22 protein-coding genes and 1 pseudogene are annotated in these 26484 nt (G+C 41.7%); 12 read left to right on the top strand and 11 right to left on the bottom strand.

What is annotated here, in order from left to right; all coding sequences use genetic code 11:
* The first annotated feature begins 380 nt into the window (after positions 1-380).
* Both RMY31_RS36230 and RMY31_RS36225 read left to right on the top strand, forming a co-directional pair.
* Positions 381-713, top strand: coding sequence for a hypothetical protein (locus tag RMY31_RS36230; RefSeq protein ID WP_409879694.1), 333 nt, complete (start codon positions 381-383; stop codon positions 711-713).
* 119 nt (positions 714-832) lie between these two features.
* The gene (locus RMY31_RS36225) at positions 833-1039 is read left to right on the top strand and encodes a hypothetical protein (protein WP_409879692.1); all 207 of its coding nucleotides are present in this window, start codon (positions 833-835) and stop codon (positions 1037-1039) included.
* Positions 1040-1343: 304 nt separating this feature from the next.
* Here the strand turns inward: RMY31_RS36225 and RMY31_RS36220 are convergent, their stop codons facing one another.
* Positions 1344-2696 (bottom strand): pentapeptide repeat-containing protein, encoded by a 1353-nt coding sequence (locus RMY31_RS36220; RefSeq protein WP_322660432.1) that lies wholly within the window; start codon positions 2694-2696, stop codon positions 1344-1346.
* 562 nt (positions 2697-3258) lie between these two features.
* Between RMY31_RS36220 and RMY31_RS36215 the strand changes: the two genes are divergently transcribed.
* The 3 genes from RMY31_RS36215 to RMY31_RS36205 all read left to right on the top strand — a co-directional run bounded on the left by RMY31_RS36215 (position 3259) and on the right by RMY31_RS36205 (position 6086).
* Positions 3259-4002 (top strand): tetratricopeptide repeat protein, encoded by a 744-nt coding sequence (locus RMY31_RS36215; RefSeq protein ID WP_322660434.1) that lies wholly within the window; start codon positions 3259-3261, stop codon positions 4000-4002.
* 111 nt (positions 4003-4113) lie between these two features.
* Positions 4114-4986 (top strand): NAD(P)-dependent oxidoreductase, encoded by an 873-nt coding sequence (locus RMY31_RS36210; protein ID WP_322660436.1) that lies wholly within the window; start codon positions 4114-4116, stop codon positions 4984-4986.
* Positions 4987-5195: 209 nt separating this feature from the next.
* Complete coding sequence (locus RMY31_RS36205) at positions 5196-6086, top strand: DUF2382 domain-containing protein (protein ID WP_322660438.1); 891 nt, start codon at positions 5196-5198, stop codon at positions 6084-6086.
* Positions 6087-6102: 16 nt separating this feature from the next.
* Here RMY31_RS36205 and RMY31_RS36200 read toward each other — a convergent pair whose 3' ends face one another.
* The gene (locus RMY31_RS36200) at positions 6103-6312 is read right to left on the bottom strand and encodes a hypothetical protein (protein WP_409879688.1); all 210 of its coding nucleotides are present in this window, start codon (positions 6310-6312) and stop codon (positions 6103-6105) included.
* A 2-nt stretch (positions 6313-6314) separates the two neighbouring features.
* Positions 6315-6425 (bottom strand): annotated as a pseudogene (locus RMY31_RS36195) (glycosyltransferase); the annotation flags it as partial.
* 707 nt (positions 6426-7132) lie between these two features.
* On the opposite strand from RMY31_RS36195, the gene RMY31_RS36190 reads away from it, so the two are divergent.
* Entirely contained in the window at positions 7133-8824 is a 1692-nt protein-coding gene (locus RMY31_RS36190) for an iron uptake porin (RefSeq protein WP_322660440.1), read from the top strand.
* Here RMY31_RS36190 and RMY31_RS36185 read toward each other — a convergent pair.
* The 4 genes from RMY31_RS36185 to RMY31_RS36170 all read right to left on the bottom strand — a co-directional run bounded on the left by RMY31_RS36185 (position 8814) and on the right by RMY31_RS36170 (position 12078).
* Positions 8814-8942 (bottom strand): hypothetical protein, encoded by a 129-nt coding sequence (locus tag RMY31_RS36185; RefSeq protein WP_409879686.1) that lies wholly within the window; start codon positions 8940-8942, stop codon positions 8814-8816. The genes RMY31_RS36190 and RMY31_RS36185 overlap by 11 nt on opposite strands.
* A 42-nt stretch (positions 8943-8984) precedes the next feature.
* On the bottom strand, positions 8985-9755 hold the full coding sequence (locus tag RMY31_RS36180; protein ID WP_322660444.1) for a DsbA family protein: 771 nt from the start codon (positions 9753-9755) through the stop codon (positions 8985-8987).
* 193 nt (positions 9756-9948) lie between these two features.
* Positions 9949-10803, bottom strand: a complete 855-nt coding sequence (locus RMY31_RS36175; RefSeq protein ID WP_322660446.1) for a sulfurtransferase — start codon at positions 10801-10803, stop codon at positions 9949-9951.
* Positions 10804-11100: 297 nt separating this feature from the next.
* Positions 11101-12078 (bottom strand): DUF1517 domain-containing protein, encoded by a 978-nt coding sequence (locus RMY31_RS36170; RefSeq protein WP_322660549.1) that lies wholly within the window; start codon positions 12076-12078, stop codon positions 11101-11103.
* Between the two features lie 1555 nt (positions 12079-13633).
* Between RMY31_RS36170 and RMY31_RS36165 the strand changes: the two genes are divergently transcribed.
* Entirely contained in the window at positions 13634-14869 is a 1236-nt protein-coding gene (locus tag RMY31_RS36165; protein WP_322660448.1) for a glycosyltransferase family 4 protein, read from the top strand.
* Here the strand turns inward: RMY31_RS36165 and thiS are convergent.
* Both thiS and RMY31_RS36155 read right to left on the bottom strand, forming a co-directional pair.
* On the bottom strand, positions 14866-15078 hold the full coding sequence (gene thiS / locus RMY31_RS36160) for a sulfur carrier protein ThiS (RefSeq protein ID WP_322660450.1): 213 nt from the start codon (positions 15076-15078) through the stop codon (positions 14866-14868). The two genes, RMY31_RS36165 and thiS, sit on opposite strands and share 4 nt — an antisense overlap.
* Positions 15079-15182: 104 nt before the next feature.
* A complete protein-coding gene (locus tag RMY31_RS36155; protein ID WP_322660452.1) occupies positions 15183-16286 on the bottom strand; it encodes a thiamine phosphate synthase in 1104 nt (367 codons plus the stop codon).
* A gap of 434 nt (positions 16287-16720) precedes the next feature.
* Here RMY31_RS36155 and RMY31_RS36150 point away from each other — a divergent pair, with 434 nt between their 5' ends.
* From RMY31_RS36150 to RMY31_RS36135, 4 genes are all read left to right on the top strand, one after another.
* Positions 16721-18517, top strand: coding sequence for a DUF1565 domain-containing protein (locus tag RMY31_RS36150; RefSeq protein ID WP_322660551.1), 1797 nt, complete (start codon positions 16721-16723; stop codon positions 18515-18517).
* Between the two features lie 511 nt (positions 18518-19028).
* Entirely contained in the window at positions 19029-20489 is a 1461-nt protein-coding gene (locus RMY31_RS36145; RefSeq protein WP_322660454.1) for an ATP-binding protein, read from the top strand.
* A 139-nt stretch (positions 20490-20628) separates the two neighbouring features.
* Positions 20629-21357, top strand: a complete 729-nt coding sequence (locus RMY31_RS36140) for a response regulator transcription factor (RefSeq protein ID WP_322660456.1) — start codon at positions 20629-20631, stop codon at positions 21355-21357.
* 450 nt (positions 21358-21807) lie between these two features.
* Positions 21808-23340, top strand: coding sequence for a SulP family inorganic anion transporter (locus RMY31_RS36135; protein ID WP_322660458.1), 1533 nt, complete (start codon positions 21808-21810; stop codon positions 23338-23340).
* A 210-nt stretch (positions 23341-23550) separates the two neighbouring features.
* Here RMY31_RS36135 and RMY31_RS36130 read toward each other — a convergent pair whose 3' ends face one another.
* Both RMY31_RS36130 and RMY31_RS36125 read right to left on the bottom strand, forming a co-directional pair.
* Entirely contained in the window at positions 23551-24234 is a 684-nt protein-coding gene (locus RMY31_RS36130; RefSeq protein WP_322660460.1) for a phosphatase PAP2 family protein, read from the bottom strand.
* A gap of 84 nt (positions 24235-24318) precedes the next feature.
* Complete coding sequence (locus RMY31_RS36125; RefSeq protein ID WP_322660461.1) at positions 24319-24972, bottom strand: DUF3386 domain-containing protein; 654 nt, start codon at positions 24970-24972, stop codon at positions 24319-24321.
* Between the two features lie 102 nt (positions 24973-25074).
* Between RMY31_RS36125 and RMY31_RS36120 the strand changes: the two genes are divergently transcribed.
* On the top strand, positions 25075-25791 hold the full coding sequence (locus tag RMY31_RS36120; RefSeq protein WP_322660463.1) for a helix-turn-helix transcriptional regulator: 717 nt from the start codon (positions 25075-25077) through the stop codon (positions 25789-25791).
* Positions 25792-26484 lie beyond the last annotated feature (693 nt).

Raw genomic sequence — 26484 nt, 5'->3', positions numbered from 1 at the left:
TGCTCGAATTGGTGGTTGGTCTGGTTACAAGTCTCAGAAACCTCCTGGTATTACTACTTTGGTTCGCGGACTAGATCTGTTTGAATCCACCTTTTTTGGCTGGAAACTCGCTCTGGGCATACTTGTGTGTACACCGTAGCCCACAGGGAAAGAGAGGAGCAACGAAAAATTAGGGTTTTGGCTCCCCTCTCCGACACGGAGAGGGGTTGGGGGAGAGGTCAAGAAAGGGCTTGTCGAACTCACGTTATTTTAAGGCTGGGTTGGCGCGATCGCTATCCGTGCAGACAATTAAGATATTACTGACTTTGATAGTTTCAAGAATAAAAGATTTTAAGTAAGGCTTTATATGTTTCCCCACAGCTAAGATCGCAGAAAAAGTGATGAAATTGATAATTTTTATTACAACAACAGCAGTAGTAATTTCAGCAATCATAGGATTGCTCTGGGCAATAATTTATCTACTGTATAGCCAAAATATTCAAATAATTATCAAGTTATTTTTCTACTCTTTTTTTGGAGGATTAGTTGGTGCAATAGTTGGTGGTTATATTGGTCATTTAGTTGGTTTGAGGGCATATAAAGAAGCCAGAGGTGGTTTATTTATTGGCGGTGAAGGCATAGTCTGGGTCTTTTGGATTTTCATTTTCTGGATTATAGGCATTATTGAAGGAGCAGTTTTAGGAGGATTGATTTTCACCAGATTTTATTCATGAGCCGTTCTGGATAAATACGTGTTTATAGATTCTATTCGTGCATATTTTTTGTAAGTATTCAGGTGGTTTCTATTATGTGTTTAATGATAAATTTTTACGGTTCATAATACTATATATAAATGAGAACTCAAACTTTCATAGCAATCGCAACGATTCCAACAAGAATCTTAGGAACACTTGGAGCAATCTGGGCAATATTTTATTTCAGATATACCCAAAATATTCAAGCAAGTTTTGAATTGTTTTTCTACTTCTTTTGTGCAGGTTTGATTGCTACAATAGTTGGTCTAGTTATTAGTTTTTTATATCAGTTGATTATAGATTAATAAAGTATCAAATTGGGGACGGATATTATTAGAAGGTTATTTGAGAGAGTACGTTAGTAGTACTTATTTTTTCATGCCCAAATAGCAATAGTCACTGTTCCGCTCTCTAGCGGTCAAACTTTTTAGCAAAGAAAATAGAATCATCGCGCACTGGTTCGTTACCGATACGTTCTACTTTACTAAAACAGCGATCGCTTACTTAATGGATCGATAAGTGCGATATTTCAGGCTTTAGATTTGATTTTACTCTGCGGGAACGCCTGCTGTAGGATGCCCAAACGGCTGTAGGGCGAACAGCCTTTTTTTAGCGTCCTAACTTATTGGGAATATCTTCACAACCACCGGGAATAGTCGCTCTGGTCTTTTCGCCACCCCAAGCGCAGCAATAGTAGCGGGTAGCATCAGACATCCGCTGTACATCAGTAAAATCAGCATTTTGTACAACAGCACCAGTGTGTTCGCCAGTTTCGTAGTTTGGTGGTTCGGTGCGACTGCGGGGTGATGCCCTGTCCACTGAACCATAAAATAGACGAATCCCATTCAGGTCGGCACCGCTAAGATTAGCATCATACAAAATAGTGCGCGAGAGGTCGGCTTTTACCAAGTCACAACCACTGAGATTGGCACGGACAAGGTTAGCTTCACTGAGGTCAGTCCAACGTAAATCTGTGCCCGAAAGGTCAGCTGCGGCTAGCATCACTCCTAAATCAATAACGCGCACACCTGCAATTCGGTCTTCAGCATAACCGCCAAAGCCGTTAAGAATGGCTCGACCTAAATGGCGATCGCGTTTTAGGGGTGTCAGCAACTTAGAACGGGAGAGAAAGCGGAGAATTTTTGCTTTGCCACTACCATCGACACTGCTAAAAATTGCCGCAGTGCGTCCTTCGGCGATCGCCCTTTCTTGCGGCCAGTCTTCTAACAATCCTTCTTCATCTAATACTAAGTCTGAGATGCCTTGGAAATAGGAATCAATCGTCTGCTGCTGGGTAATAATATTTTGCTGAACAGTGAGCAGATTTTGCTGAATTGTCAAGTCTTTGGAAATGACGTATTGTCGCCACGCCACGTAAACGGCGATGATGGCAATGAGAATTTGACCCAAAGCGCCAAACCATTCTGCCAGAGTCCCGGCAATATCCCAATTAATTTGGCTTCCCCAAAGTAGTAAGCGGGAGCCTACACCAGTAAATTTCAACAAGCCGATCGCTACTGCTAATAGTCCCACAAAGGCAACAAATATTGTTCTATCTTGAGGTGAAAACCACTCAACTACTACATATTTCAGCCAAGGCAACAGCATCACTAGAGATAACACCAAAGTCACCAGCGTTCCGAAAATGCCGATGAACCAGTTATTGATGGCAACTCCAATAAAAGTGATGGCGATCGCTACTAGAGTAATCAGCAATGCCCTTGGCTTAACTGTGAACTGATTAGCAATGCGTTGCCCGAAGCTAGAACGCGCTTGTTGCAGCGCAGCTGTATGTTGCGGAGATTGCAAAGACGAAATAGCAGCTAAAGCTTGTTGTGCTGTTAGCGCTTCTGAACTTAAGTGATTATCATTTGCACCAGCATCAAAGTCATCTGGCTGCGATTCGTTTTCGGGGCTGGATTCTGGGGTTGGTAGATTGGGGGAATTAGGTTCAATCGTCATGTTTTCTATTTTGCCCCAGTAGATTCAGTTCAACAGCTGTTCTATATTAACTGTCGCTGGGTAGGGTAAGGCAAGAATCCTAGTAAGTAGAAGGCAAGAGTTATATCAAACTCGGATAATGATTTATTCAAAACTCCCCGCGTCCCTGTGTCTTTCTCATCTTCCTGATTCCCCCTATTCCCTATTCCTTTCTAGTAATAGTAGGAGCCAGAATACAGAGTCTTACTGAATCCAGAATTTCAGATTTTGACTTCTCTCCTATAGGAGAAATAGATTTTGGCAAGAAGTCTGTTGCTGCTAATTTCAGCACATTGCTTTTTAATGATTTTGGTGTATTTGTCAAGTCTCTGCTAGGAATTAGCTAGTCAAATTTTAATGAAACATTTGCTTTTTTTATACTTAGCATATTAAGAAATTATATCGCTTGGCGCTTACAAATTCCTACACTCTAGCAGAGTATATTATTGGAACGTGATTAAAATTAAAAAAATCAAAGTTGTTTGATAATATTATAAAATATAAACAAGTTTTAACATTGTATCGTGAGTTTCGTAGGTACAGCATGGTCTTTTGGCGTTGCTTCATTGCCTCTGGCTTTATCGCTTTCTTCACATTTGGCTGTAGTTATGGAGCAAACTCATCAACAGAAAATACCAAGCAAGTAGTACAGGAAATTAATGTCTCTCAACTACTCATAAAAGCGAAGGCTAGCCAAAAGGCAAATGATTTATTCGATCGAGGTAATTATTTGTTAGACACACAACATTACCAAGAGGCGATACTAGCATACGACAAAGCGATCGCGCTCAAGCCTGAAAGCGCTGACGCATGGATTAATCGTGGAAACGCGCTAACATCATTACAACGCTATCAAGAAGCGCTAGCATCATATAATACAGCGATCGCCATCAATCCTGGCAAAGATGAAGCTTGGTACAACCGAGGTAATGCCCTAACATCGTTGCAACGTTATAAAGATGCGGTAGTGTCATATGACAAAGCGATTGCCATCAAAAAAGAAAAGCCTGAAGCTTGGGTTAATCGAGGCATAGCCTTGACAAAGTTACGACGCTACCAAGAAGCATTAGCATCATACGACAAAGCGATCGCCATCAAGTCGAACAAGCATGAAGCCTACTACAACAAAGCTTGTTCTTATGCATTACAAAACAATGTGGAATTAGCAATTGAGAACCTACAAAAAGCTATCCAGCTTGCTCCTGGGAAGTACCAGAAGTTAGCAAAAACCGATCCAGATTTTAACAAAGTACGTAATGACAAGCGTTTTCAAGAATTAATTAAATAATCTCTTTTCACCGAATGTAAGGTATCCTCCCAATGAGGGCGCAGTGTATTATGTGGGTGGACTGCAAAAAACTGCTTTGTGCAATTCACTCTCTGCGATACTCAGTGAGATATGAAAAAACTATTAATTACTGGTGCTAGCGGTTTTTTAGGATGGTATGTTTGCCAACTAGCAAAGCACGAATGGGAAGTTTATGGCACTTATTACTCACATATTATAGAGCCTCCTGATATTAAACTAGTAAAAGTTAACTTGACAGAATTTCAGGAACTCAAGCACATATTTAGTGATATTAAGCCAGCAGCAGTTATTCATACAGCGGCACAATCGCAGCCGAATTTTTGTCAAAGCCATCCACAAGAATCATCCGAAATTAATGTGACAGCGTCTAATAATATTGCTGGACTTTGTGCAGATTATTCTATTCCTTGCGCCTTTACATCAACTGACCTAGTTTTTGATGGCTTAAATCCTCCATATCGCGAAACAGATGCTGTATGTCCTGTAAATATTTACGGCGAGCAAAAAGTCATGGCTGAAGTAGGTATGCTAGAGCGCTATCCTCTGACAGCAGTATGTCGTATGCCCTTAATGTTTGGTATGGCAACGCCTACAGCCAAAAGCTTTATGCAGCCATTTATGCAATCATTGAAAGAGGGAAAAGAACTAAGTTTATTTATAGATGAATTTCGTACACCAGTAAGTGCAATAACTGCTGCCAAAGGTCTGTTATTAGCATTGGAAAAAGTTAACGGGCGCATTCATTTAGGGGGAAAAGAGCGAATATCTCGCTATGATTTTGGGCAACTTTTAGTAGATATATTTCAACTCCCCGCTATTGGACTAAAAGCTTGCCGACAGCAAGATGTAAAAATGGCAGCACCCAGACCAGTAGACGTTTCTTTAGATAGTTCCAAAGCTTTTGGGTTAGGGTATCAACCTTTATCCTTGCGAGAAGAATTGCAGAAATTGTTATCTACCTAGATAGTGAAGAAAACTGGATTGAATATTAAGTGTATGTCTTAGCTGCTGATGGTCGAACCAGCGCTGCAAAGAGAAGTTGTCAGGAGGAGTCAGTTGCTTGCGGTGAGTCCAGCACTGCCGGAGGGTTTAGCTAAAATCATTCTTTAGGAAGAAGGAGCAAGAATTTATATTTTTAAAATTGTAAGTGATAGATGTTGGAGCAAAATAATATGGCTTTATATAAACTGGAAGAGTTTGCTGCCAACTATGGTGATGCAGATTTTGATAAGTATGACATTAGGGGTTTTGATGTCTATTCAGATATCGATGACGATAAAGTTGGCAATGTCAAAGACATCTTAGTAGATGATTCAGCTCGTGTCCGCTATTTAGTTGTTGATACAGGTTTTTGGTTTTTTGGTAGGCAAGTATTGTTACCAATTGGGCGTTCCAAAATAGACTACTCCGATCGGCGCGTGTATGCTATCGGGCTGACGAAGGAGCAAGTAGAAAATTTACCAGATTTTAATAATTTGGAACAGATTGATTACGACTATGAGGAACGGGTGCGTGGAGTTTATCGTACTCCAGTTAGACAAACACCTTTGGATACATCGACACCTGTAGATGTTCCACCAGCCTCTAGCGATCGCGAATCAACTGTTGCCCGCGATCGTAATACATATAGGTATGAACACGAACCAAATCTTTACGATACTAATGAGCGGGATCACCAAAACCTGAAACTATACGAAGAACGTTTAGTTACCAATAAATCCCGTGTTAAGACAGGAGAGGTATCTATTGGCAAGCACGTTGAAACTGAGACAGCAAGAGTTTCTGTACCAGTTGAAAAAGAACGCGTAATTATTGAACGTACTACTCCAGAAGAGGCTGGTAGAACTGTATCGCCTGCTGAAGCTGACTTCCGTGAAGGAGAAGTAACTCGTATGGAGGTTTATGAAGAAACCCCTGATATTCACAAGGAAGCAGTTTTGCGTGAGGAAGTAAGAGTTAAGAAAGTAGTTGAACAGGATACAGTTGAGGCCCAAGAGACTCTTCGTCGTGAGGAATTAGACATTCATAAGGATGATGAGCAATTACGTGACACAAGAAGCTGAGTGAATTTCAGATAAATTAAGAAAGGCAAAGGTAGGAGGGATAAAATCCCCTTCTACCTTTGCCTTCTGCATAGCTGCCTTCTTCAAAGTTAATTGGGAATAGGTTGCGATCGCCCAGCGTTAGGAAATGGCAAGATATCAAAATAGGTCGATCCTTCGAGAATGCCTGTGGTATCAGGGTAGTGAGGATGTTTGGAGAGGGGTTTTTAAAATCTGTCGAACCCACGTTACATTACTAGTAATTACAGGTGTTGCTACTGCCATTGGTTCAATTGCCACTAAACCAAAAAGTTCGTAGTAACTCGGTACAACGCAAACATTCCCTGTGGCATAGTAAAATTGTGTCCGGTTGAACAGCTGTCATTGCGAATGGAGCGTCAGCGTAGTGAAGCAAGCATGTCTGCTAGCTAGACATCATCTTCAACTACCAAAATCCGCATTGTCAGAATATTTGTGAATTAAAAAACAGCAGTCTTTCTCAACTCTTTGCAAACATCTTAACTTTGATTGACTTTTTATCGCAGTCTTATTTGATTTGTGACAATTCAAAGCCACAGATACCCCATGTCTCATAACATATGAACATTTACTTTTTTACCTTCATGCACCTGACGTTCATAGATAGGTGTAGATAAATGAAAGTTTATAGCAAGAGCTTTAAGCCTTATCTAAGCGTTTTAGCGCTGATTACGAACCAAGGGTTTACTGTATATTTAATTGCACCCAGCGATTTAAATGCTTTGTCTTGTAAACAAGCTACAGCCCTTTTAATTTAGAGTATATAACCCCAAAATCTGCAAAAAACAACTTATTGGGTGCTTTGACGGATTTCATCCCAAGGCTACTCAAGCTATTGATTATCTTGAAAACAAAACATAAACAATGGGAAATGCAACAAATCATCTTGCTGTATGTTGTATACCCATTGACCTGAAATAATCCTTTAGGTATTGTATAAAGTTAACCTATAATGTTTCAAACGTCAGGATTTTCTCTGTACATAGGTGTATTTGTGGTCAATTACCTCTTCTAGGGAAAATAAAAAAATGTCCGATTTATTGTGGAAAACTCTGGTATTGAGTCCAGTAGTTTTAGGAGTGACGGTGTTGTGTTCGTCTAGGGCAATGGCTGCCAAAATCCTAGACTCCGCTGAAGATACCAAGGCAGAAGTAATTCTAACAAAAGCACCAACAGCTTCTGGGCAGTTGGTTGCCCAAGCAAAAACTGATGAAAATAACGTTTTAGAACAAGTTAAACGTTATAGCAGTGAAGCCAACAATCAAAATTCCCTGTCTCAGGTGACATCAGTTTCTCAGTTTTCTGACGTACAGCCAACTGACTGGGCATTCCAAGCATTACAGTCTCTAGTTGAGCGCTACGGTTGTATTGCCGGGTATCCCAATGGGACTTACCGTGGTAACCGGGCACTGACACGTTATGAGTTTGCCGCAGGTTTGAATGCTTGTTTAGATCGAGTTAATGAACTAATTGCTACAGCAACTGCTGACTTGGTAACAAAACAAGATTTGGCAACCCTACAACGTTTGCAAGAAGAGTTCTCCGCAGAATTAGCAACTCTGCGCGGTCGAGTAGATTCTTTAGAAGCACGTACTGCTGAATTAGAAGCTAATCAGTTCTCTACAACAACCAAGTTAGTTGGTGAGGCAATTTTTGCTGTTACTGACAACTTTGGCGGCGACGACGACAATAACACTGTCTTCCAAGACAGGGTACGTTTAGACCTACAAACCAGTTTCACAGGTAAAGATACCCTGCATACTCGGATTGCTGCTGGTAATGCCGTCGGATTGACTTTGCCAAATGCCACGTTTGAGGGAACTCAAACTTTTAACTTAGCCCCCAATACCACCAATAGTGCTGCTATCGACTGGTTGTCATATTACTTCCCGTTTGGCAACTCTCAAGTTTATATTGCAGCTACTGGAGGTATTCACAGCGATTACGTTCCTACCGTCAACCCATACTTTGAGGATTTTGACGGCGGTAACGGTGCTTTGTCTACCTTTGCTTCTGAAAGCCCCATTTATCGGATTGGTGGTGGTGCTGGTATTGGCGTTAACTTGGGCTTTGGTGGTAGTGGTATCTTCAAACCTTCATTAACCTTGGGCTATTTTGCATCTGAAGCAAATAACCCGATAGGAGGTTCAGGTTTATTTGAGGGTAACTATGCTGCTTTAGGACAGTTGAATTTGAACGTTGGCGATCGCATCACCTTAGCTGCAACCTACGTCCACGGATATCATGGTGGCGGTACTGCTTTATTCGATGCCGGATCGGCAAGTACAACAACTGGCGTAGTCGGTACTTTACAAGCCAACTTTGTCGCTGCTGGCAATGCATATGCCAGTAATTCCTACGGTGTTGAAGCCGCTTTCAAACCAAGTGACAAACTGTCAATTAGTGGCTTTGTACTTTACAGCGACATCACAGGCTTTGGTGCTGGTGATGATGGTGAAGTTTGGAGTTACGGAGCTGGAGTATCTTTACCAGACTTTGGTAAAAAAGGCAATCTCTTAGGGATTTTCGCAGGCGCACAACCATATTTAGGAAGTGCCGGTGGCGATCGCCCTTATCACATTGAAGGCTTCTATAGATATCGCGTCACCGACAACATTTCCATTACTCCTGGTGTGATTTGGTTGACAAATGCTGGTCAATCTGCGATTGACAACGAAGATGCGGTGATTGGTACGTTGAGAACCACCTTTAACTTCTAAAGGATGTAGATGCCCCTTGGGCGGCTTCCCAAAGGGTAGGATGAAGGATGAATTCTTTATCCTTCATCTTTTCTTTGATTAGACCTGCGATCGCCATGACACTCAACTCATTGTGCATAGACAGTACAAGCTTGTGGTTATTGTGGTTATTACTCAATCGCTAACCGCGAACTTTAGTTGAGTTGTTGTTAGTATCAGCCAGTTTACTTTCAATGTCTGATAGTTGCACTGCCCCAGAGAAATTTTGACTATTCATTACAAAGGAAGGTGTACCAGCAATTCCCAATTTTTTAGCAAGTTGGATATCTTGCCCAATAGCAGTATTTGCAAGCAGGCGATCGCGCTCAAATTTTGGCAAATTTAAATTGAGTTTTTTGGCAATATCTAAATATAAATCTTCACCAAGTTGCTTTTGATTAGCAAACAGAGCATCTTGATACTCCCAAAATTTACCCTGCTGATTCGCCGCCCAAGCTGCTTGGGCAGCTGGCATTGCTTCAGCATGAATTGCAGTCAAAGGGAAATGTTTATAAACAAATATTAAATCATTATGATGCTTTACTAGCAATGGCTTAAGTGTTTTATGCGCCTCAGCACAGTAAGGACATTGAAAGTCGGAGAATTCGACTAACACAATTTTTGATTGAGCCAAACCGATAGTAGGAGAATTACCAATAACTACTTGGGGATTGATTTTTAAATTCTGTAAAAATGCCTGCTGTGCTTGCTTAAATTGCTCTTGCTGTTGTTGCTTGTACGCCTGAACAGATTCGAGAATTACTTCTGGATGTTCGCGGAGAATTTGTAAAACTTGCTGTTCTAATTGGGGATTAATCTGGCTGGCTGCTTGTGCAGGGAGTGAGTAGCCTAACACGAAATAAAGCAAGCCTAATATGACACAGGTACGTAGATACTTAAAGAATTGACACATATCAAAATACTCAATTAGTAAAGATTTTCATAGTAGGATACTTGTAAACAAGAACACTTTGTAAATAAATATCACCCATAGGAAGAAACCGAATCTGCGATCGCGCAAGGTAAACGCACCTGAATGGGATTAAAAAGATGTGCGATCGCTAATTATTTGAACTTTACACGCTCATTGCAATCTCCTGCCTCCTTCAAATTACTCTACTATCAACGGGTAGTGAGAAGTCGCGAGACCATTCATTCCACGATCCAAAATAATTTCTGGCATCAATTCCTGCCTCTTGTAGGGCAATAAATGTATTGGCAGCCCTTGAACCTTTAAAGCAGTAAACGTACACAATAGACTCTGAAGTAATACCTACTGATCGACAAATTTCTCGGATTTCGGCTGGCGATCGGAATATGGGGATTTGTGATTCACAATTCATCAGGCGATGCCATTCTAACCAGACTGCGTTAGGGATTCTACCCTTGCGAGGACAAAAATCAGGATTGTAGGGAGAAGAACTAAGCCCTTGCCATTCGTCGCGATCGCGCACATCTAATTTGATAATTGCCGGGTTATCGAGTGCCTGTAACATTTCTTGTGTAGTCACTAATATTGAAGCGTCGGGATGCACTGTAAACATCCTGCTTTCGTGATTTGGTACTCGATCGGTGATTGGTAATCCAGCAGCCAGCCACGCTTTATATCCCCCGTGTAAGACAGATACTTGAGCGCAACCCAAATACTTGAGCAAAAAAGCCCCGCGACAAGACTGCCCGTAACCCCGATCTAAACTGTCTTCATAGACAATCAGGCGTTCCTTGCCGGAAATTCCTGCTTTGCTCAATAGTTCAGTGAAATGCTCGTGTAATTTCCTTAATCCTTCTGGGTGAGAGTTCTCTAAAAGATAGGTAAACAATGCTCGAATGTCAATCGCACTGGGAAGGTGAGAGACAGCATATTCTTCTAGACTCCGCGTATCAATGATGATAGTTTGTGATGAATGATTTTTTAACAGTGAGGAGAGTTCTTGGGGGGAGATGAGGAGTTTGGTGTCCAAGATTTAATTCTTCTGTAATTGTGCCATCGGGCATTATCGCGCCTCAAAGATAAGTCCTTTGAAGTCAAAATCACAAAAGAATAAATATTGAGTGTTATGGAAGAACTTTTCCGATATTGCTAATCTACATTTAATTAAATAAATTAAGGAAAATTACTAAGTTAAGGCATCCGCTTTCTCAATATTTTGAGTAGCAAAAAAGGAAGAAATATCAAAATAAAATTACGTATTAAAAAAAGGCTGCCTAGGCAGCCTTTTTTCTATGGGTTATTCAGGAACTTGAACAACAGGTTTAAATTAAACCAATTTCAAATCAGAATACTCTGCCAGTACATCATCAGATGTCAGCACATCACCTTCAGCTTGGGGAGTCCAAAGAACTTCAATTGCCAGAAGTTTATCGCTAGGAATACCACCAATTTGCCGCAAAGCTTGACGCAAGTCATCAGTACTGTTGATTTTGGGAATTTCAAACTTGCCTAGTGTTGCTGCCAATAAGGTAACAATAATATATTCCCCAGGCCCTTCGCTAATTAGACGAGTTGGGTTATCGAGTTCATCAGCAGCTGGTAATGCTTCTTTGGCAAGCGCTGCTTTGAGTTGGTTATTGACGTTAGAAAGAGTTTCTTCGCTGAATTTGCTGCGTTCTGCCAGCGCCAAACGGTTGAACTGACCTTCAGCTGAGTTTAATTTAGCTTGTTGCGTGCCACCACCTGCATATACCCAATATTCTGGATGGCGGAGCAAGGCTAAGCTAGCTTCTTGTAAAACTTCTGCTCTTCCTTCTGGAGAGTTCGTATCAGCAGCTTCAGCAATGCGGTTGAGTTCGGGTTGCAGATCGCGCGCCTGAGCTAACAACCCAACTTGCAAACGCGTTACAGAAACAGGGGGGTTGTTGCCGTAGCCTGTTTCTTCTACTTCACCACTGCTAGCACGACGGAAGCTTTGTACTAAAAAGTTGGCGATCGCTAAGAAAATTAATATGCTGAACAAACCGCCAAAACCTCCCCCTATACCCCAAAAGGGAATTAGGAAAGGAAAGCCAAAACCACCACCATATCCTGGTGCGTAGTATCCTCCGCCGCCAGGAGGCGCATAGGTGCGCGGTGTGTAAGTGCGGCTCGAAGGCGCTCTAAATGAACCACCGCCGATCCTACCACCACTGCGGGCAGCTAATGCTCCATCGGCGTGACCAAGTGCCATAGCTAACACTAGGCTCAGGACAAAGAAAGTTTTTAACAGCGGTTTGATGGTTTGTTGTAGTTTTTTACGCATAGCACAGTCACTTGAAAAATGGTATTGCTTATGATTGCTCCCCGTAGGATAGGGATGTTCCGGTGTGGTGGTACCAGCCCGTAACAATTTAGCGAGTTCTTGATTGGCAGTAGCTTTGTGTAACATTCATCTTTGACGGCTACATATCCAATCTACCGCGTCTTATCTTGGTTAGACAGCAAGCGGAGGGAGGATTTCTGTAGTAGATAACCGTACCTCAAAACCTAGCCCCTATCCTGGGACTTTGGAATCAATTAATTATTTCTGTCTCCGGATACTTAACGAGTGCTGAGTAGAGACGCGACGCCAGTCGCTACAACGGGGGGAACCCCCGCAACGCGCTGGCTCATTAATCGCGTCTCTACTCTTTCCTCTGCTCTTCTGCCCCCCTGCTCACCTTTTTTATTAAGCGATCGCCGTAATCTTTAAGTGATAATTAGAGATATTTTTAGTTATGATTATTTGTAGAAGCTAGTGTTTACTCAAAAATTGTGCATCCACCAATTCTCATCTTTAGCAAATCTATAAGTGTGGAGTCATAAGCACGTTTGACAATTTAAATTAGTAATCTAAACTACAGTATGCAAGTTATTTAGCCAACTTACAATGGGGATTGACGAATCCTGAGATAGCTATTGTGATGAAGTTATAACCATTCAGTTATCTATTAAAAATAATTAGTTGGTAATCATTTGATAGAACCCAAAATAATTTCTACGAAAGTAGTTTATTGGCAAAAATAAAACATTTGTTCTCATAGCCAAGCAATGAGATAGGCTACTAAAATGTCAAAAATTTTATGGCATTTTGGCACAATATGTGTGGCGATTCATTATAGCCTCTTAAGAAGAAGCTACTTTTAGTCAATTTAGCTATAATTGCCTATCAACTTTTGGTTTTGGTTAATTATTACTTGCCTAGAGAAAATTTAGGTTTGAAAGATAATAAAGAAAACGATTAATTAACAAACACTTTACACAAATAATAATAAAACCTCTATATTTAATGTTTTAGAATATTACTTAAGTATTTGTAATACATTCACCTAAAAACTAGAAGCTTTTAACTATAGAGTGTCAATGATAGGTATAAATATCTCTACCATCCTGAAATTAATTACAGATTGTGAAAATTTTTGACAAAAAACATCTAAATTCCTAGTTTTTACGAAGAGACTGTTGGCGAACATGATAAAAAAGGAGAAACTTAGATACATAGCCAGTATATTCCCCGATCGAATCATTAACAGGAATTGTTCCTCAACCTATCTTAAAGATAATCCTCATCGTAACTGTGATTTGAGGAATTAGCCTGTAGTCCCCAATCCATAGCAATCACCATAGAGCAACAAAGCATTTTGCTCCATACCTCAGTTAACTCCCAAGCTTTAGCTAAAGCAATGTCAAAACTGATGGAACATTTTGATTTGATTAAAGATGGAACAAGCAAATTAGTAAATCAAAATTCATAGGAGCAAAATAATATTAATTTACCTCGTCCTAATTTCGGTTATGAACAATTACAAATACTTGAGATTGAAGTTATCAAAACTAACATGGAACATATTTCACAACTAGGAACAAAAATTAGAGACGAAACTGCATCCCCAGACATTTTAGTTATATCCCGTCTTTTCTTGCCAAAAGAGGCTCTAATTGGAGAATATCTCTATAATCGTTGTCTTCAAGATCCGGAAAGAGTGATTGTTCTAGCGGCTAGTTGTGCGGGTGATAAGGTATTCGATCGATCTCAGCAGTTTCCCGTCTATCGTTGGCCAAATCCTAGATACTGGCTAGGTCATTTTCTGGGGAGTCTTTTAAAGCCGCTGTGCAATTTAGTCTGTTCGTTTGTATTAGCTATCAGGCTTTATTTTCGCTATCACTACCGCTATATTGAGTGGGGTCACAGCTACGAGTTTCCTTCGTTGTTGTTACTAAGCTATCTTCTACCTGTACGCTTTTTTATTTACCTACATGGTAACGATCTTCTTAGTGCTTTACGTAATCCTTTTTGGCGATCGCTATTTAAATTGACACTGACACGAGCCGAAGCGATTGTTTGTAATAATTCTTCTACGCGAGATTACCTCAGAAATACTTTTCGCTTAGAAACTCCTACCCATGTGATTAATCCTGCGATTAGACCGGAAAAATTTGGTGGGGAACCCAGTCAAGGCAGTCTAGACGAATTACGTCTGCGCGTGCGTCAGTCCTACAATATTCCGGAAACAGCAGTAGTCATTCTCTCAGTAGGACGACTAGTGAAACACAGAAGTTTCGATCGCGTGATTGATAACATACCACTACTGCTTACCATTGGCGTAGATGTCCACTACATCATCTGCGGCCAAGGCCCATGTGAATCAGAACTGAAATCTCTGGCGCATCGCTTGCGAGTAGATAAGCGAGTACACTTTGCAGGATATGTACCCAATCGCGAATTATCTGGCTACTACGCAGCCTGTGACATATTTGCCATGCTGACCTTATTAGACACCAAGGCTAGCAGTCTGGAGGGTTTTGGCGTTGTTTACTTAGAAGCAAGTTACTTCGGTAAACCTGTAATTGCTTCTCGTTTGGGTTCTGTCATTGATGCAGTTCGCCATCAAGAAAATGGCATACTGGTGAATCCTAAGTCTGGCTATGAAGTTTTTCAAGCTTTCAAACAATTATGCCAAAATCAACAATTGCGCGAGCAACTCGGTCGCCAAGGTAAAGAATTAGCCAAGCGTAAAACCCTGCACCGCTTGCTTTACAAAACTGAGTCTGTTCCCAATGGTTTATTAAGTTAACCGCCGCCAACAATTGTTACTACTTCCAAGCGATCGCCCGCTTGGATTTTTGTCTCTTGCCAGAACTGGCGATGTAAAATTTCACCATTATATTCCACCGCTACTAAACGGGGATTAAAACCCAACTGCTGGAGTAAATCAGGTAAAAGAGTTTGGGATGAGCAGCTACAAGTTTCCCCATTTACCTCAAGCGTAATCTCGTTAGACATAAACTATCTGGGGACTGGGAAAGAGAGATTTTCATATTTCGCTGTGAGTAACAGCATATTAAAATTTGTGACAAAGTTGTAAAAAACATTTTTAATTTTTAATTTTATGTCTCTGGTTTGACGCGATTCAGCTGTGACAGTAAATATTGTGTCACTAGGGTAGGTTGTTCAGCTTGCATGAGCGATCGCACTACCGCTACACGTTCTGCTCCCGCATCAATCACATCATTGATATTATTTGCATCTATTCCCCCAATGGCAAACCAGGGAATAGAACTATTTGCAGCAGCATAGCTGACGTATTCTAAACCTGCTGCTGCCTTACCCACTTTCGTCGGAGTTTCATAAACTGGCCCAACCCCAATATAATCTGCACCTTCGGTAATTGCCTGTTGCATTTCATCAGAGTTTGTGGTCGAGCGACCTATTAATCGCTGGGGGCCAAGTAATTGTCTGGCAATGGCAATAGGCATATCTTGCTGTCCTAGATGCACGCCGTCTGCATCCACCGCTAAAGCTAGATCCACTCGGTCATTGATGATGAACAAAGCCCCGTAACTGTGGCATAGCTGCCGTAGCTTTGTCGCTTGTTCCAGACGCAAGGTGTCATCAGCAGTTTTATCACGGTACTGCACGAGAGTTAATCCACCTTTGAGGGCAGCTTCCACAGTTGCTAACAAACTTTCTGACGGGGAAGTGACAAGATACAGACGCGATCGCAAAAGCAGCTGATGGCGCTGATAACCCATCAAATTACTTTCTAGGGTATAAACCCGATAGCGCATCTGCTTAAATGCCGGCCCCATATTGGGGTGGTAAAGCTTGCCGTATTCTTCCAAAACCCGCAATGCTTCTTGAACGCGGCAAAAGTTGGCTTGCAACAAAGATTTGACGCTAGAGCGTTGTTCTTCTTGAGGATGGGTTAATTCCGTGCCGCGATCGCCTGGTGTATTTCGCGCCGCTCTCAATTCAGCAGTATGCCAAATCGCTATCTCTTGCCGCAACTGTTTACACTCCGCAGACAATTGGGCATTATTTAACCCAAAACGACACCATTCTTCAATAATTCGCAAGCCTTCACGAGCGCGGTCTAAATTGGCATCTAAAATGCGGTAAACAACTTGCTGTATTAGCTCTTTTTGGCTGTATGGCTCGACCATTACAACAACCCCATTAGTGCTTTCATCGTAATAGCCAGCCTCTTTCATAGTTGCAATGTTCTTCGCATTGGTAATTTACTGGATATTGGTATTGAGATTGAGGATTGGGTATTGGCTATTAGGTATTGAGTATTAGGTATTGAGAAAATTCTTCCCCAGTCACCAGTGCCCAGTCCCTAGTCCCTAGTCCCCACTCCTTATTCCTTTATTAATTACTTTCTATGCAAAATAGCCAATAGGTCAATATGTAGATTACATTATCGACATTACTATGTTTCTGACAGTATAAAAATTTATTGTTACTTCTAAGGAGAAGTGTAAAATTGGTTCCCCCCCTTGTGTTCGCCAAATCTCGTAAAGCAGATAGCCTGCAAGTAAAGCTAATTTCCCAGGTAGATAAACCAAACCCTTGGCTGGGATTAGCAACGCCTTATTCCGGTTTTTCAGTGTTGTGTTTTGCGGTTGGCGTGGGATTGACAAGCATGACATTGCTGGGTGGAAGCCTCAGCAGCGTCGTAGCTCAGATACCATCCGTAAGCGATCGGATGCCCCTAGGTGAAACAACAATGTCTCAGGTTCAAGTGCTATTTGTCAACCCAAGTATCGGAGATGACACTGGGGGCAATGGTAGCGAACGCGCTCCTGTGAAAACAATTACCCAAGCGCTGCGATTAGCCACTTCTAACACAGTAATTATGCTCTCTCCAGGTACTTATAGCGCTGAGGCTGGAGAGATATTTCCTCTCATGCTGAAAGCGGGCGTTTCCATTCAAGGGGATGCTGCCAACAAAGGCCAGGGAATTACAATCCAGGGAGGTGGCGAATACCTCAGTCGGAGTTTTGGCGGTCAAAATGTCACAATTGTTGGGGCAAATCAAGGAAAGTTGACTGGGGTGACAGTCACCAACCCCAATCCCCGTGGTTACGGCTTGTGGATTGAATCGAGTAATCCAGCGATCGCAGAAAATACATTTACTGGCAATACCCAGGATGGAATTTCTGTAGCTGGCAATAGTGCTACCACAATTAGCAAGAATTACTTTTATCGTAATGGGGCAAATGGCATCACAATTGGCGGCAATTCCCGCCCCCAGGTGCGAGAAAATATCTTTGAAGAAACGGGCTTTGGGATTAATATTACCCAAAATGCTGCGCCAGTACTGGTAGGTAATCAAATTCAGCACAACCGCTCTGGAATTTTAGTGCAAGCCAATGCTCGCCCGATTTTACGGAACAACTTAATTCAAGATAGTAAAGAAGATGGTTTAGTTGCGATCGCTCAATCCCTCCCAGATTTGGGTAGTGCTAACGAAGCCGGCAATAATGAATTTCGTAACAATACTCGCTATGACATTAATGCTAGCGCTGCCAAACAGGTGATTTTTGCTGGTGGCAATATTTTCGCTAGCGATCGGATCGCTGGCAAAGTAGATATCAACGCTCAAACAGCACCAGTAGCGAATAACTCTCAACCCTCCACAGCACCCAGTAGTGCAATTTCAGAAATTCCACCCAGCCCAGAGATTGCCTTTTCTGCTCCTAGAGCTTCCGATACTTCCAACCAGCCAATAGCAACATCGCCCAGCAATAATAGTGCTGGAAAACTCAACAGTCAATTGTTGCCTTTGCAGCCAGCCGTTGTACCACTTACTGTGCCTACATATAATCAACAACCACCCACCTTAGCAGTAGGCGGCTTTCCTGTTCCTAGCAGCTTAGCAGCCAGAGAAACACCTACAAATACTCCAGTTGTCCATATAGGAAAAATAACTCCTTTGCCAGCAATTCAACCTAATACGCGACAACTCAATTATGTGCATATAGATCCCAACACAATTGAGTTTGTTGCACCCCAGCAGCCATCCAACTCAGCAGGACTGAGAGGGCAGGAGCAAAGGCAATTATCGCCAATACCAAAAACCGATCCCCAGACCGATCTAGCTATTTTGCCAATTCCTAATGGCAATATCCCTATTGGTAATACTCCCAATATGTCAAAAGTACCAGTACCTCAAACTTATACAACTGCCTATGGTGGGAGTTATGTACCGCCCACCATAACTAAGGAGATGGGTGTCCGATACCGTGTAGTTGTGGAAACTCTCACTGACAGAGAGCAGGATTTAGTGCGATTCTTTGCCCCTGGAGCATTTTCCACAGTTTGGCAGGGTCGAAGAGTTATGCAAGCTGGAGTCTTTAGCAACCGTTATAACGCTGATGAAATATCGAAAAAACTTAATAGCAACGGCTTAATAACCATCATCGAGCCATTAAATTGATAGATAAAACGTTGGCTTATCCCTATCTTTGGTAACATGACATGGGATAAGCTCATACCATTTTACTTGTGAAATATTTATTAGAGAAAGGAACAAGGAATAGGGAATAGCGAACAGTTTTTTATGAAAAATTATTAAATTTTTATGAAATTAACTTGTGATTTATGTAGATATTAAAAGATGACTTTGCTTTAGGTAGCTCAAATCCTGAGCTTAACAAATAATTTATTATTTATACACAGTGTTTATATTCAAAGCTAAGTAAGTCGGTGTAAAAAATTAAATGTTTATAGTCAGCGCTTACTCAGAGCCAAGCACAGTGTTTTATTTTTCTTTATATAGTTAGGTTAATTCGCGCCGACTTACTTAATATCAAACAATATCTCTTGAATATTCCTATCCTTTCGTTGCATTGATTATTACCAAATCCATAGAAAATTCCAAGCTAGAATATTGCAAACACTTTACCAGGTGAAATTTCAACCAAAGCAGCTAAAGTAACAAAAGAAGAATGACACGAACAAACCAAGTTCCTAAATGGTACAGGATATTTTTTAGCGTTCGCACCCGTATCTTAGTTTGGTATGTTGTGTTAATGTGTATCTCCGCTTTTGTCTCAATCCTGGCAATCCGTCACTTTCTCTATGTGCGTATGGAACAGCGTATCGAAAAGTCTTTGCAGCAGGAAATAGCAGAATTTAGACTATTTACTAATCGTATCAATTATCGAAAAGATAAAATATTTGAGAACAAAATTACTTTCATTTTTGAGATATTTATTAACCGCAATATACCTGATGATGACGAATTTTTGGTGACGTTGTTAAATGGTAAAATCTACAGATCCAGCCCAAAAGTTCTTCCCAGTTATTTAAAACAAGATTCAGAGCTAGCAAAGTACTTTGCTCAATTGACTAAGCCCGAACAGAATCAGCTAATTACTCCTACCGATACTATAGTTTATCGAGCCGAGCCAATAATTCAGGGGCAAACTCACGGGGTGTTTGTAGTAGCTCAATCCACCCTTGACGAACAGCAAGAAGTGAATGATGTAGTCATTGCGATTATGAGGGTAACGATCGCTGTTGTGATTGTATCTTCCTTGGTAGCCTGGATAGTGGCTGGACGGGTGCTTTCACCTCTACACCTACTTACCGAAACGGCTCGCTCGATTACTGAGTCTGACCTGACGCGAAGTATTCCTGTAAAAGGCTCAGATGAAATTGCCGAACTGACCATCACCTTCAATGAAATGTTGCAACGGTTGCAAGCAGCCTTCGCCATTCAACGAGATTTTATCAATGATGCCGGTCATGAACTGCGAACGCCAATCACAATTATCCGGGGTCATTTGGAACTGCTGGGCGACGATCCCCAAGAACGTCAAGAAACTATAGAATTAGTTACCGACGAACTCGATCGCATGAATCGCTTTGTTGATGACTTGCTATTACTAGTTAAAGCTGAGCAACCCGATTTTTTGAATTTAGAAACTCTAGAAATCAGTTCGCTCACAGAAGAACTGTATGCCAAAGCTAAAGCTTTAGCTGTAAGAGACTGGCGCTTGGAGTCCGTAGCTTCATGTCGGATTGTAGGCGACCGTCAGCGGCTGACACAGGCAATAATGAACTTAGCTCAGAATGCTACTCAGTACACCAAACAAAGCGATATTATTGCGCTTGGTTCGGCAGCGATCAAAGATAAACTACATCTTTGGGTACGTGATACAGGTGAAGGCATCCCTCTTAGCGACCAAAAGCGGATTTTTCAGCGATTTGCTCGCGGTTCTGGTAGCCGCCGTCGTTCTGAAGGTGCCGGTTTAGGATTATCGATTGTACGCGCGATCGCGGAATCTCATGGTGGTAAAGTTGAACTCGTTAGTCGCGCACTTGCTGGATCTACTTTTACTTTAATCATTCCGCTAGAACCACCTCATACCGAGTTGCGCTCAAAGAGCGTCACTAAGGGATAACAAAGCAGGGGAGCAAGGGAGAAAGTTTCAGCTCCGAACTTCAGAGGATGCAATAGAGAGAGGAGTTAAATCTCCCCCCCCGCCCCTCTGCCCCTCTGCTTCTTTGCCCCCTCAACTTAGTATCAGGAGGTATTACTACATGAACCGGATTCTAATCGCCGAAGATGAACCCCGCATTGCTAGCTTTCTAGAAAAGGGTTTTAGGGCTAATGGGTTCACCACTGCTGTTGCCAAGGACGGTGAAGAAGCTATTGCCATGGCTAGCGGTAATAATTTTGACCTACTGATTCTGGATATTGGTCTTCCCGGCAAAGATGGGTGGGCAGTGTTGGAAGAATTGTGCGGTCAGGGTGAGCAGTTACCTATTATCATTCTCAGTGCACTTGACGATGTGAAACAAAAAGTACATGGGTTGGAAAATGGAGCTGATGACTACGTTACTAAGCCATTTCGATTTGAGGAACTTTTGGCAAGAGTCCGCTTGCGATTGCGCGATCGCTACTTACCCAGAGTCAAAGATGAATTTTTACTCTCTGTAGGAGATGTTGTTCTCGATCTGCGTACCCGTCATGTAAAAGTCAGTAATCGTCCTATCGAACTATCCGCCAGAGAATTTACTCTAGCGGAAATTTTTCTGCGTTATCCCGGACAAGTCCTCAGCCGAGAGCAATTGCTCAGTTACGTCTGGGGTTACGACTATGACCCAGGTTCAAATATTGTTGATGTTTACGTAGGTTATCTCCGCAAGAAGCTAGGCAGCAACCTTATTGAGACAGTTAGAGGTATGGGTTATCGCTTGCGTTCAGGGGAGGCAGGGAGGCAGGGGGGCAGAGGGGCAGAGGGACAGGGGGAGAATAATAACTCCTGACAACTGACTCCTAACTCCTGATTCCTAACTTCATATAACTTCATATATGAAAAATTTCTCATGATTTATTCATGGTTATCTCATGCAATACTTCATACTCTGAGTACACATTAAGAAATATGAATGGTAACGATAGTTAAAAATTAACCCATCTAAAACCATGTGAGGCAATTTTTTTAGCACTCTCAAGTCTGAATCTCAAGTCAAGAGTTGTTGATAGAAGTAGTTGATTTACCAAATACTAAGTGATTAAAAGTACAAAACAATAAGTAAATAACTAGGCAGCAAGCAGATAGTCATAAACAGATAACGAAGTTTATTAATAAACATTTCAGCCTCCTGAATATTAGTTCGATTTGCAATTCTGTTGACTGCAAGTCTACTTTCTGCTGCGTCAGAGCAGTTAATTCAGTAAGTCAAAATTACAACTTTTCATTTAAGGAGTAGTTTATGAAAAACCTGATAAGCATCACAGACAAACTCTCATTGACTAGAGACATACCAGCATCATTTGTGGTGTTTCTTGTGGCTTTACCTTTATGTATGGGAATTGCGATCGCTTCTGGTGTTCCCCCAGCTCGTGGGTTAATTACAGGGATAGTAGGCGGAATCGTTGTCAGTGCTGTTTCTGGTTCTCCGCTGCTGGTTAGTGGCCCAGCTGCTGGGTTGGCGGTGATCATAGCAGAAATCGTTCAACAATATGGCATTGAAATGGTCGGGCCAATTCTGCTACTAGCGGGTTTAATTCAATTTCTTGCAGGCATATTCAAACTTGGTCAGTTGTTTCGCGCCATGTCTCCAGCTGTGATCTATGGAATGCTGGCAGGTATTGGCATCTTAATTTTTGCTTCCCAGTTTCATGTCATGCTTGATGACAAACCACGCACACATGGCATCGAAAATTTAATTGCTATTCCCAGCACCATTTATAAAGCTATCTTTCCAATGGATGGTAGCGTACATCACATTGCAGCACTGCTAGGTTTGACAACTATCATCATTATTATCCTTTGGGATAAATTTAAGCCGCGTAGTTTGAAATTATTGCCTGGTGCGCTGATTGGTGTAATTGTCACTACCACAATCGCCACAGTGTATCGCTTACCAATTGACTACGTTGATGTCCCAGCAAATCTGCTAGAAGCAATTCAACTACCAACACTGAGCAGTTTACCAAGCTTAATTCAAGCACCAGTGCTGCTGGAAGCGATCGCGATCGCCTTTATTGCCAGTGCAGAAAGTTTGCTATCTGCTGTAGCCGTTGATCGTCTGCATACCGGGCCAAGAACCGATTTCGATCGAGAATTGGCAGCACAAGGATTTGGCAACATGGTTTGCGGTTTATTAGGGGCTTTACCGATGACAGGAGTAATTGTCCGCAGTTCTGTCAACGTAGAAGCAGGTGCAAAAACAAGATTCTCGGCAATGTTGCACGGTGTCTGGCTACTCGTCTTAGTAATTGCTGCACCATTCTTACTAGCAATGATTCCTACATCTAGCCTCGCAGCAATTCTAGTTTTCACTGGTTACAAACTGATCGAAGTAGAACACATTCGCCAATTGAAGAAATACGGGCGTTTTCCTTTGGTGATATTCTTTGCAACTTTAGTCGGGATTGTGACCACCGATCTACTCACAGGGGTGCTGATTGGTATTTTACTGACAGCAATGACATTAATTTACAAAATGTCCATCCTAAATATCCATGTGGAACATCATAACGATCGACAAATAGACATTCATCTACAGGGAGCAGCAACATTTGTACAGCTACCAAAATTGGCGAACACTCTAGAACAAGTGCCACCTGGAACCGAGTTACATATCTATCTAGACAAGCTGGCTTATATAGATCACTCTTGTCTCGATTTGTTATCAATGTGGGCAAAGCAACAGCAACAAATGGGCAGTACTCTCATTGTGCAGTGGGATGGATTAGTAGAACGCAATCGTAAACCGTTCGCCACTGGGCGATCGCAATAGAGGGTTTAAGTAGAAAGGTGCAAATAAACATAACTATGTAACGAAAAGTAAACTTAGCTCAAACCTTCTTCCCTTCTGCCTTCTGCCTTGTCTCAACGATAAATATTCACACCGACCTACTTAATACTAATTTTGGAATGGACTATATCTTTAAAATCTTCATCTTGCGAGTCATACAGCAAGCGATCGTAGTAGAACAATTTGGTCTACCTATTTCAGATGTAGCTTGAACAGCAGACTAACTCCAGTTGCCCAAGCAATCGAGGCTGTCCAACCCGCTAAAATGTCGCTGGGATAGTGAACTCCTAAGTATAGCCGCGTCCAGCCAATAGCCAAGACGAACAAACTGCCGACAATCAAAACTGGCTTTTCCCAGCGGCTGCCCCATGTGAGAATTACCAAGGCGGCTACTAAAGTCATACTCGACATAGCATGACCACTAGGAAAACCGTAGTCAAATTCTGGAGATGGTGACTCCCACAGATGAGGACGCACTCGATGTAGTAGTACTTTTGCTGTTCGGTTAATAATAATACTTCCTGTTAAGGTGATAATTAGGTATGAAAATCGCCGCCATTGTCGTCGGAGAAAAAAATTGATTGCGATCGCAGTTGCAACAGGAAAAACACCCCAGAACACCCCCAATTTGGTTAGCATCGAAGCGAAAACATCTAATTGAGGATTATGTTGCTGGCGAATTGCCAATAGAATAGGTACATCCCACGCAAAGCCACCTTCGTTCTCCCAGACCTCCTCTGCCAACTCTCCAAAGACCTCCAGAGGGATAAAAACTCCAAGCAACAGCAGTAATAAAGAGGTACTATGAGCCTTGATAAAATGCTTCAGAAAAGATAGTAAAGACCAAAGATATCTCCAGATATTCAAGTTAAGCATTTAAACTCCGTTGCGCCAAAAACAAAAGCGATCGCTTTTGGGATTAAGCAAGCGATCGCTGTTATTTATCTTGCCAGATATAGCTTAAGCAGCAGGCTCTAATAGTTTAATGTTCGAGAAGACAAATTCCTGAATTGACAGTTTGCCTTCTGTTTCAGTGCGAATCTCGCGGCGATTCAAAATAAAATAATTTCCAACCTTTTCGTACTCGTCGGTAAATTCACTTCTGCCTCCTTTCTGTTCTCCGGTTTTGGGGTCATGATATACGGAGTCATAAGTGTGGGACAAGTAGCCTTCGCCAGTGTCGTGACTGCTAAAAGTGTTAATTGTCACTACAACGCCGTGAATTTGACGGTGAACTAGGCACACCTCATTATTGCGGACTTTGTAGCGATCGCCTTCAGACTTACCACCAACTAAAATTTCCACTGCATCTGTCAAGTCAGTGTCGCCATAGCTAAAAGTGTTTGCACCGTGGGTTTCTTCAAAGCTGCGACGGATGCGGTGAATTGCGATTTCCCACGCTTGTCCGTGAATTGCCTGCTTTGCTTGTTCGTCATCTACACCTAAAATTTCGGCTTTGAGATTGGCGTTGATGCGAACTTGACCTGTAATTACTTTATCGTCATCCTTAAAAGTAATATCTGCGGTATAACCGGGAAAATTCTTATCCCAAGTGTAGCGGTTTTCATAAGCAGCCCGGAAAAGTTCCTGAGCAGAGAGTTGTGTAACTGTCATGTGCTTCTCCTAGCGTTACCAGTTAGATTAGCGTTTTAGCTTTGCTGGTATTAGCATAGAAGTAATTGTTGAGTCTCGCATAGACCCCAACTGGGTACACTTATGCCTAATTCTCTTCACGCTATATTTCAAGCGATCGCTAATGTTGGCAATGAGCAAGAATTACGACTAGCTCTAGCAGATAAAATTGGCGAACATTTTGGCGTGCAACATTGGGGTATCTATTTTATAGACGACCCAGCGACTGAGGTTGATGATGTTCCAGCCATTCCAGCAGTCTGCTTAGAGAGTAATCCCGTTGGTCGCTACGTGGTTGAGCGTCACGCTCCCGCTCACGAGCAACTGATATTATCTCCAGGAGACTGGAAGCATTTTTGCTCGCGCCACGACCACGAACACGTGATGACCGGGCCAATTGTTAGTGATGGTCGTCTTGTAGGTACGCTTAATTTGGCTAGAGACAAGGGGAATCCTGCCTTTAATGGCAACGATTTAGCCGATTTAAGCGCTTTATGCATTCATTTATCAGCAAAACTCGCCACTCTACGGGCAACACCACCAAAAATCTCTAACACTCTCTTAGAAAGCCCTCTAACACCCCGTGAGCTAGAAATTGCGGAGTTGGTGGCACAAGGGTTAACGAATTCCGAAATTGGTGAAAAACTTTGGATTACGCAAAATTCTGTCAAGCAAGCTTTGAAAAGAATGTTTCGCAAATTGGAGGTTTCAGCTCGCACTGAGATGGTAGCAAAGCTACATTTGATATCTCCTCACCAACTAAAACAAATAAAGATAAATAAGGGAACTGCAAGTAGTTAGTTATTCAGCTTGCAGTTATTTACCATTGACTGTAAACAAGCTCATTGCCAGAAAAACCCAGCGAACAAAAGGGGCAAGAGTAGAAGGACAGACACAATCAAAACAAAAGTTCCAGGATCGATTTTAATAATGTTTTTCTCTGGATCTCGCATTTGACACTTTCTCAGTTTATGGGTATGTCAACTTAGCCTAAAGGATGCTTGCTTCTTTTTCAAAGCCCTATTAGGTTGAGAAATCTCAGCTTTTCAAGAGTTTAAACGAACAAATTCTGTCTATCAGCTTATTTCTTCCAAGGTAGCTTAGTACCCATTTCAGTCAATGCTGAGAAAATTAGATAGAGGATAAGTAATCCAACACCCGCGAAAAAAGCCAGCAAATCGTTATCCATAAATACTTACAGTTAAAACTTTGCTAATCATAGCGGAATAGCCTTTAGCAGTTAATCCCTCAGACTTCTTGAAGTGTCTTAGTATTACGCTTTTACCAACTTCTGTTGTCGATCGTTATTGTTTATATTTTGGTTAATTTTTTTGACTCTATTATTAACTTTAATAACCCTCTTTAGTCACTCTGGGAAAATAAAAATAGTAGCCAATTTTTCAACTGTAGATAGAGCGAGCATTTGAGCGTTTATTTTCTAACACAATGGCTGAAATCAAGATTTTTGGTAAAAATCCTATGCTGTAAGGATTC

This window comes from Dendronalium sp. ChiSLP03b, assembly GCF_034531165.2.
GTDB classification, from domain to species: domain Bacteria; phylum Cyanobacteriota; class Cyanobacteriia; order Cyanobacteriales; family Nostocaceae; genus Dendronalium; species Dendronalium minutum.
This window is presented reverse-complemented; position numbering and strand designations above follow the sequence as displayed.

What these genes read in the sequence shown, in the direction of transcription:
- RMY31_RS36230 (WP_409879694.1), top strand. Translation starts at nt 381, where the DNA reads ATGAAATTGATAATTTTTATTACAACAACAGCAGTAGTAATTTCAGCA.
- RMY31_RS36225 (WP_409879692.1), top strand. Translation starts at nt 833, where the DNA reads ATGAGAACTCAAACTTTCATAGCAATCGCAACGATTCCAACAAGAATC.
- RMY31_RS36220 (WP_322660432.1), bottom strand. Translation starts at nt 2,696, where the DNA reads ATGACGATTGAACCTAATTCCCCCAATCTACCAACCCCAGAATCCAGC.
- RMY31_RS36215 (WP_322660434.1), top strand. Translation starts at nt 3,259, where the DNA reads ATGGTCTTTTGGCGTTGCTTCATTGCCTCTGGCTTTATCGCTTTCTTC.
- RMY31_RS36210 (WP_322660436.1), top strand. Translation starts at nt 4,114, where the DNA reads ATGAAAAAACTATTAATTACTGGTGCTAGCGGTTTTTTAGGATGGTAT.
- RMY31_RS36205 (WP_322660438.1), top strand. Translation starts at nt 5,196, where the DNA reads ATGGCTTTATATAAACTGGAAGAGTTTGCTGCCAACTATGGTGATGCA.
- RMY31_RS36190 (WP_322660440.1), top strand. Translation starts at nt 7,133, where the DNA reads ATGTCCGATTTATTGTGGAAAACTCTGGTATTGAGTCCAGTAGTTTTA.
- RMY31_RS36185 (WP_409879686.1), bottom strand. Translation starts at nt 8,942, where the DNA reads ATGCACAATGAGTTGAGTGTCATGGCGATCGCAGGTCTAATCAAAGAA.
- RMY31_RS36180 (WP_322660444.1), bottom strand. Translation starts at nt 9,755, where the DNA reads ATGTGTCAATTCTTTAAGTATCTACGTACCTGTGTCATATTAGGCTTG.
- RMY31_RS36170 (WP_322660549.1), bottom strand. Translation starts at nt 12,078, where the DNA reads ATGCGTAAAAAACTACAACAAACCATCAAACCGCTGTTAAAAACTTTC.
- RMY31_RS36165 (WP_322660448.1), top strand. Translation starts at nt 13,634, where the DNA reads ATGGAACATATTTCACAACTAGGAACAAAAATTAGAGACGAAACTGCA.
- thiS (WP_322660450.1), bottom strand. Translation starts at nt 15,078, where the DNA reads ATGTCTAACGAGATTACGCTTGAGGTAAATGGGGAAACTTGTAGCTGC.
- RMY31_RS36155 (WP_322660452.1), bottom strand. Translation starts at nt 16,286, where the DNA reads ATGAAAGAGGCTGGCTATTACGATGAAAGCACTAATGGGGTTGTTGTA.
- RMY31_RS36150 (WP_322660551.1), top strand. Translation starts at nt 16,721, where the DNA reads ATGACATTGCTGGGTGGAAGCCTCAGCAGCGTCGTAGCTCAGATACCA.
- RMY31_RS36145 (WP_322660454.1), top strand. Translation starts at nt 19,029, where the DNA reads ATGACACGAACAAACCAAGTTCCTAAATGGTACAGGATATTTTTTAGC.
- RMY31_RS36140 (WP_322660456.1), top strand. Translation starts at nt 20,629, where the DNA reads ATGAACCGGATTCTAATCGCCGAAGATGAACCCCGCATTGCTAGCTTT.
- RMY31_RS36135 (WP_322660458.1), top strand. Translation starts at nt 21,808, where the DNA reads ATGAAAAACCTGATAAGCATCACAGACAAACTCTCATTGACTAGAGAC.
- RMY31_RS36130 (WP_322660460.1), bottom strand. Translation starts at nt 24,234, where the DNA reads ATGCTTAACTTGAATATCTGGAGATATCTTTGGTCTTTACTATCTTTT.
- RMY31_RS36125 (WP_322660461.1), bottom strand. Translation starts at nt 24,972, where the DNA reads ATGACAGTTACACAACTCTCTGCTCAGGAACTTTTCCGGGCTGCTTAT.
- RMY31_RS36120 (WP_322660463.1), top strand. Translation starts at nt 25,075, where the DNA reads ATGCCTAATTCTCTTCACGCTATATTTCAAGCGATCGCTAATGTTGGC.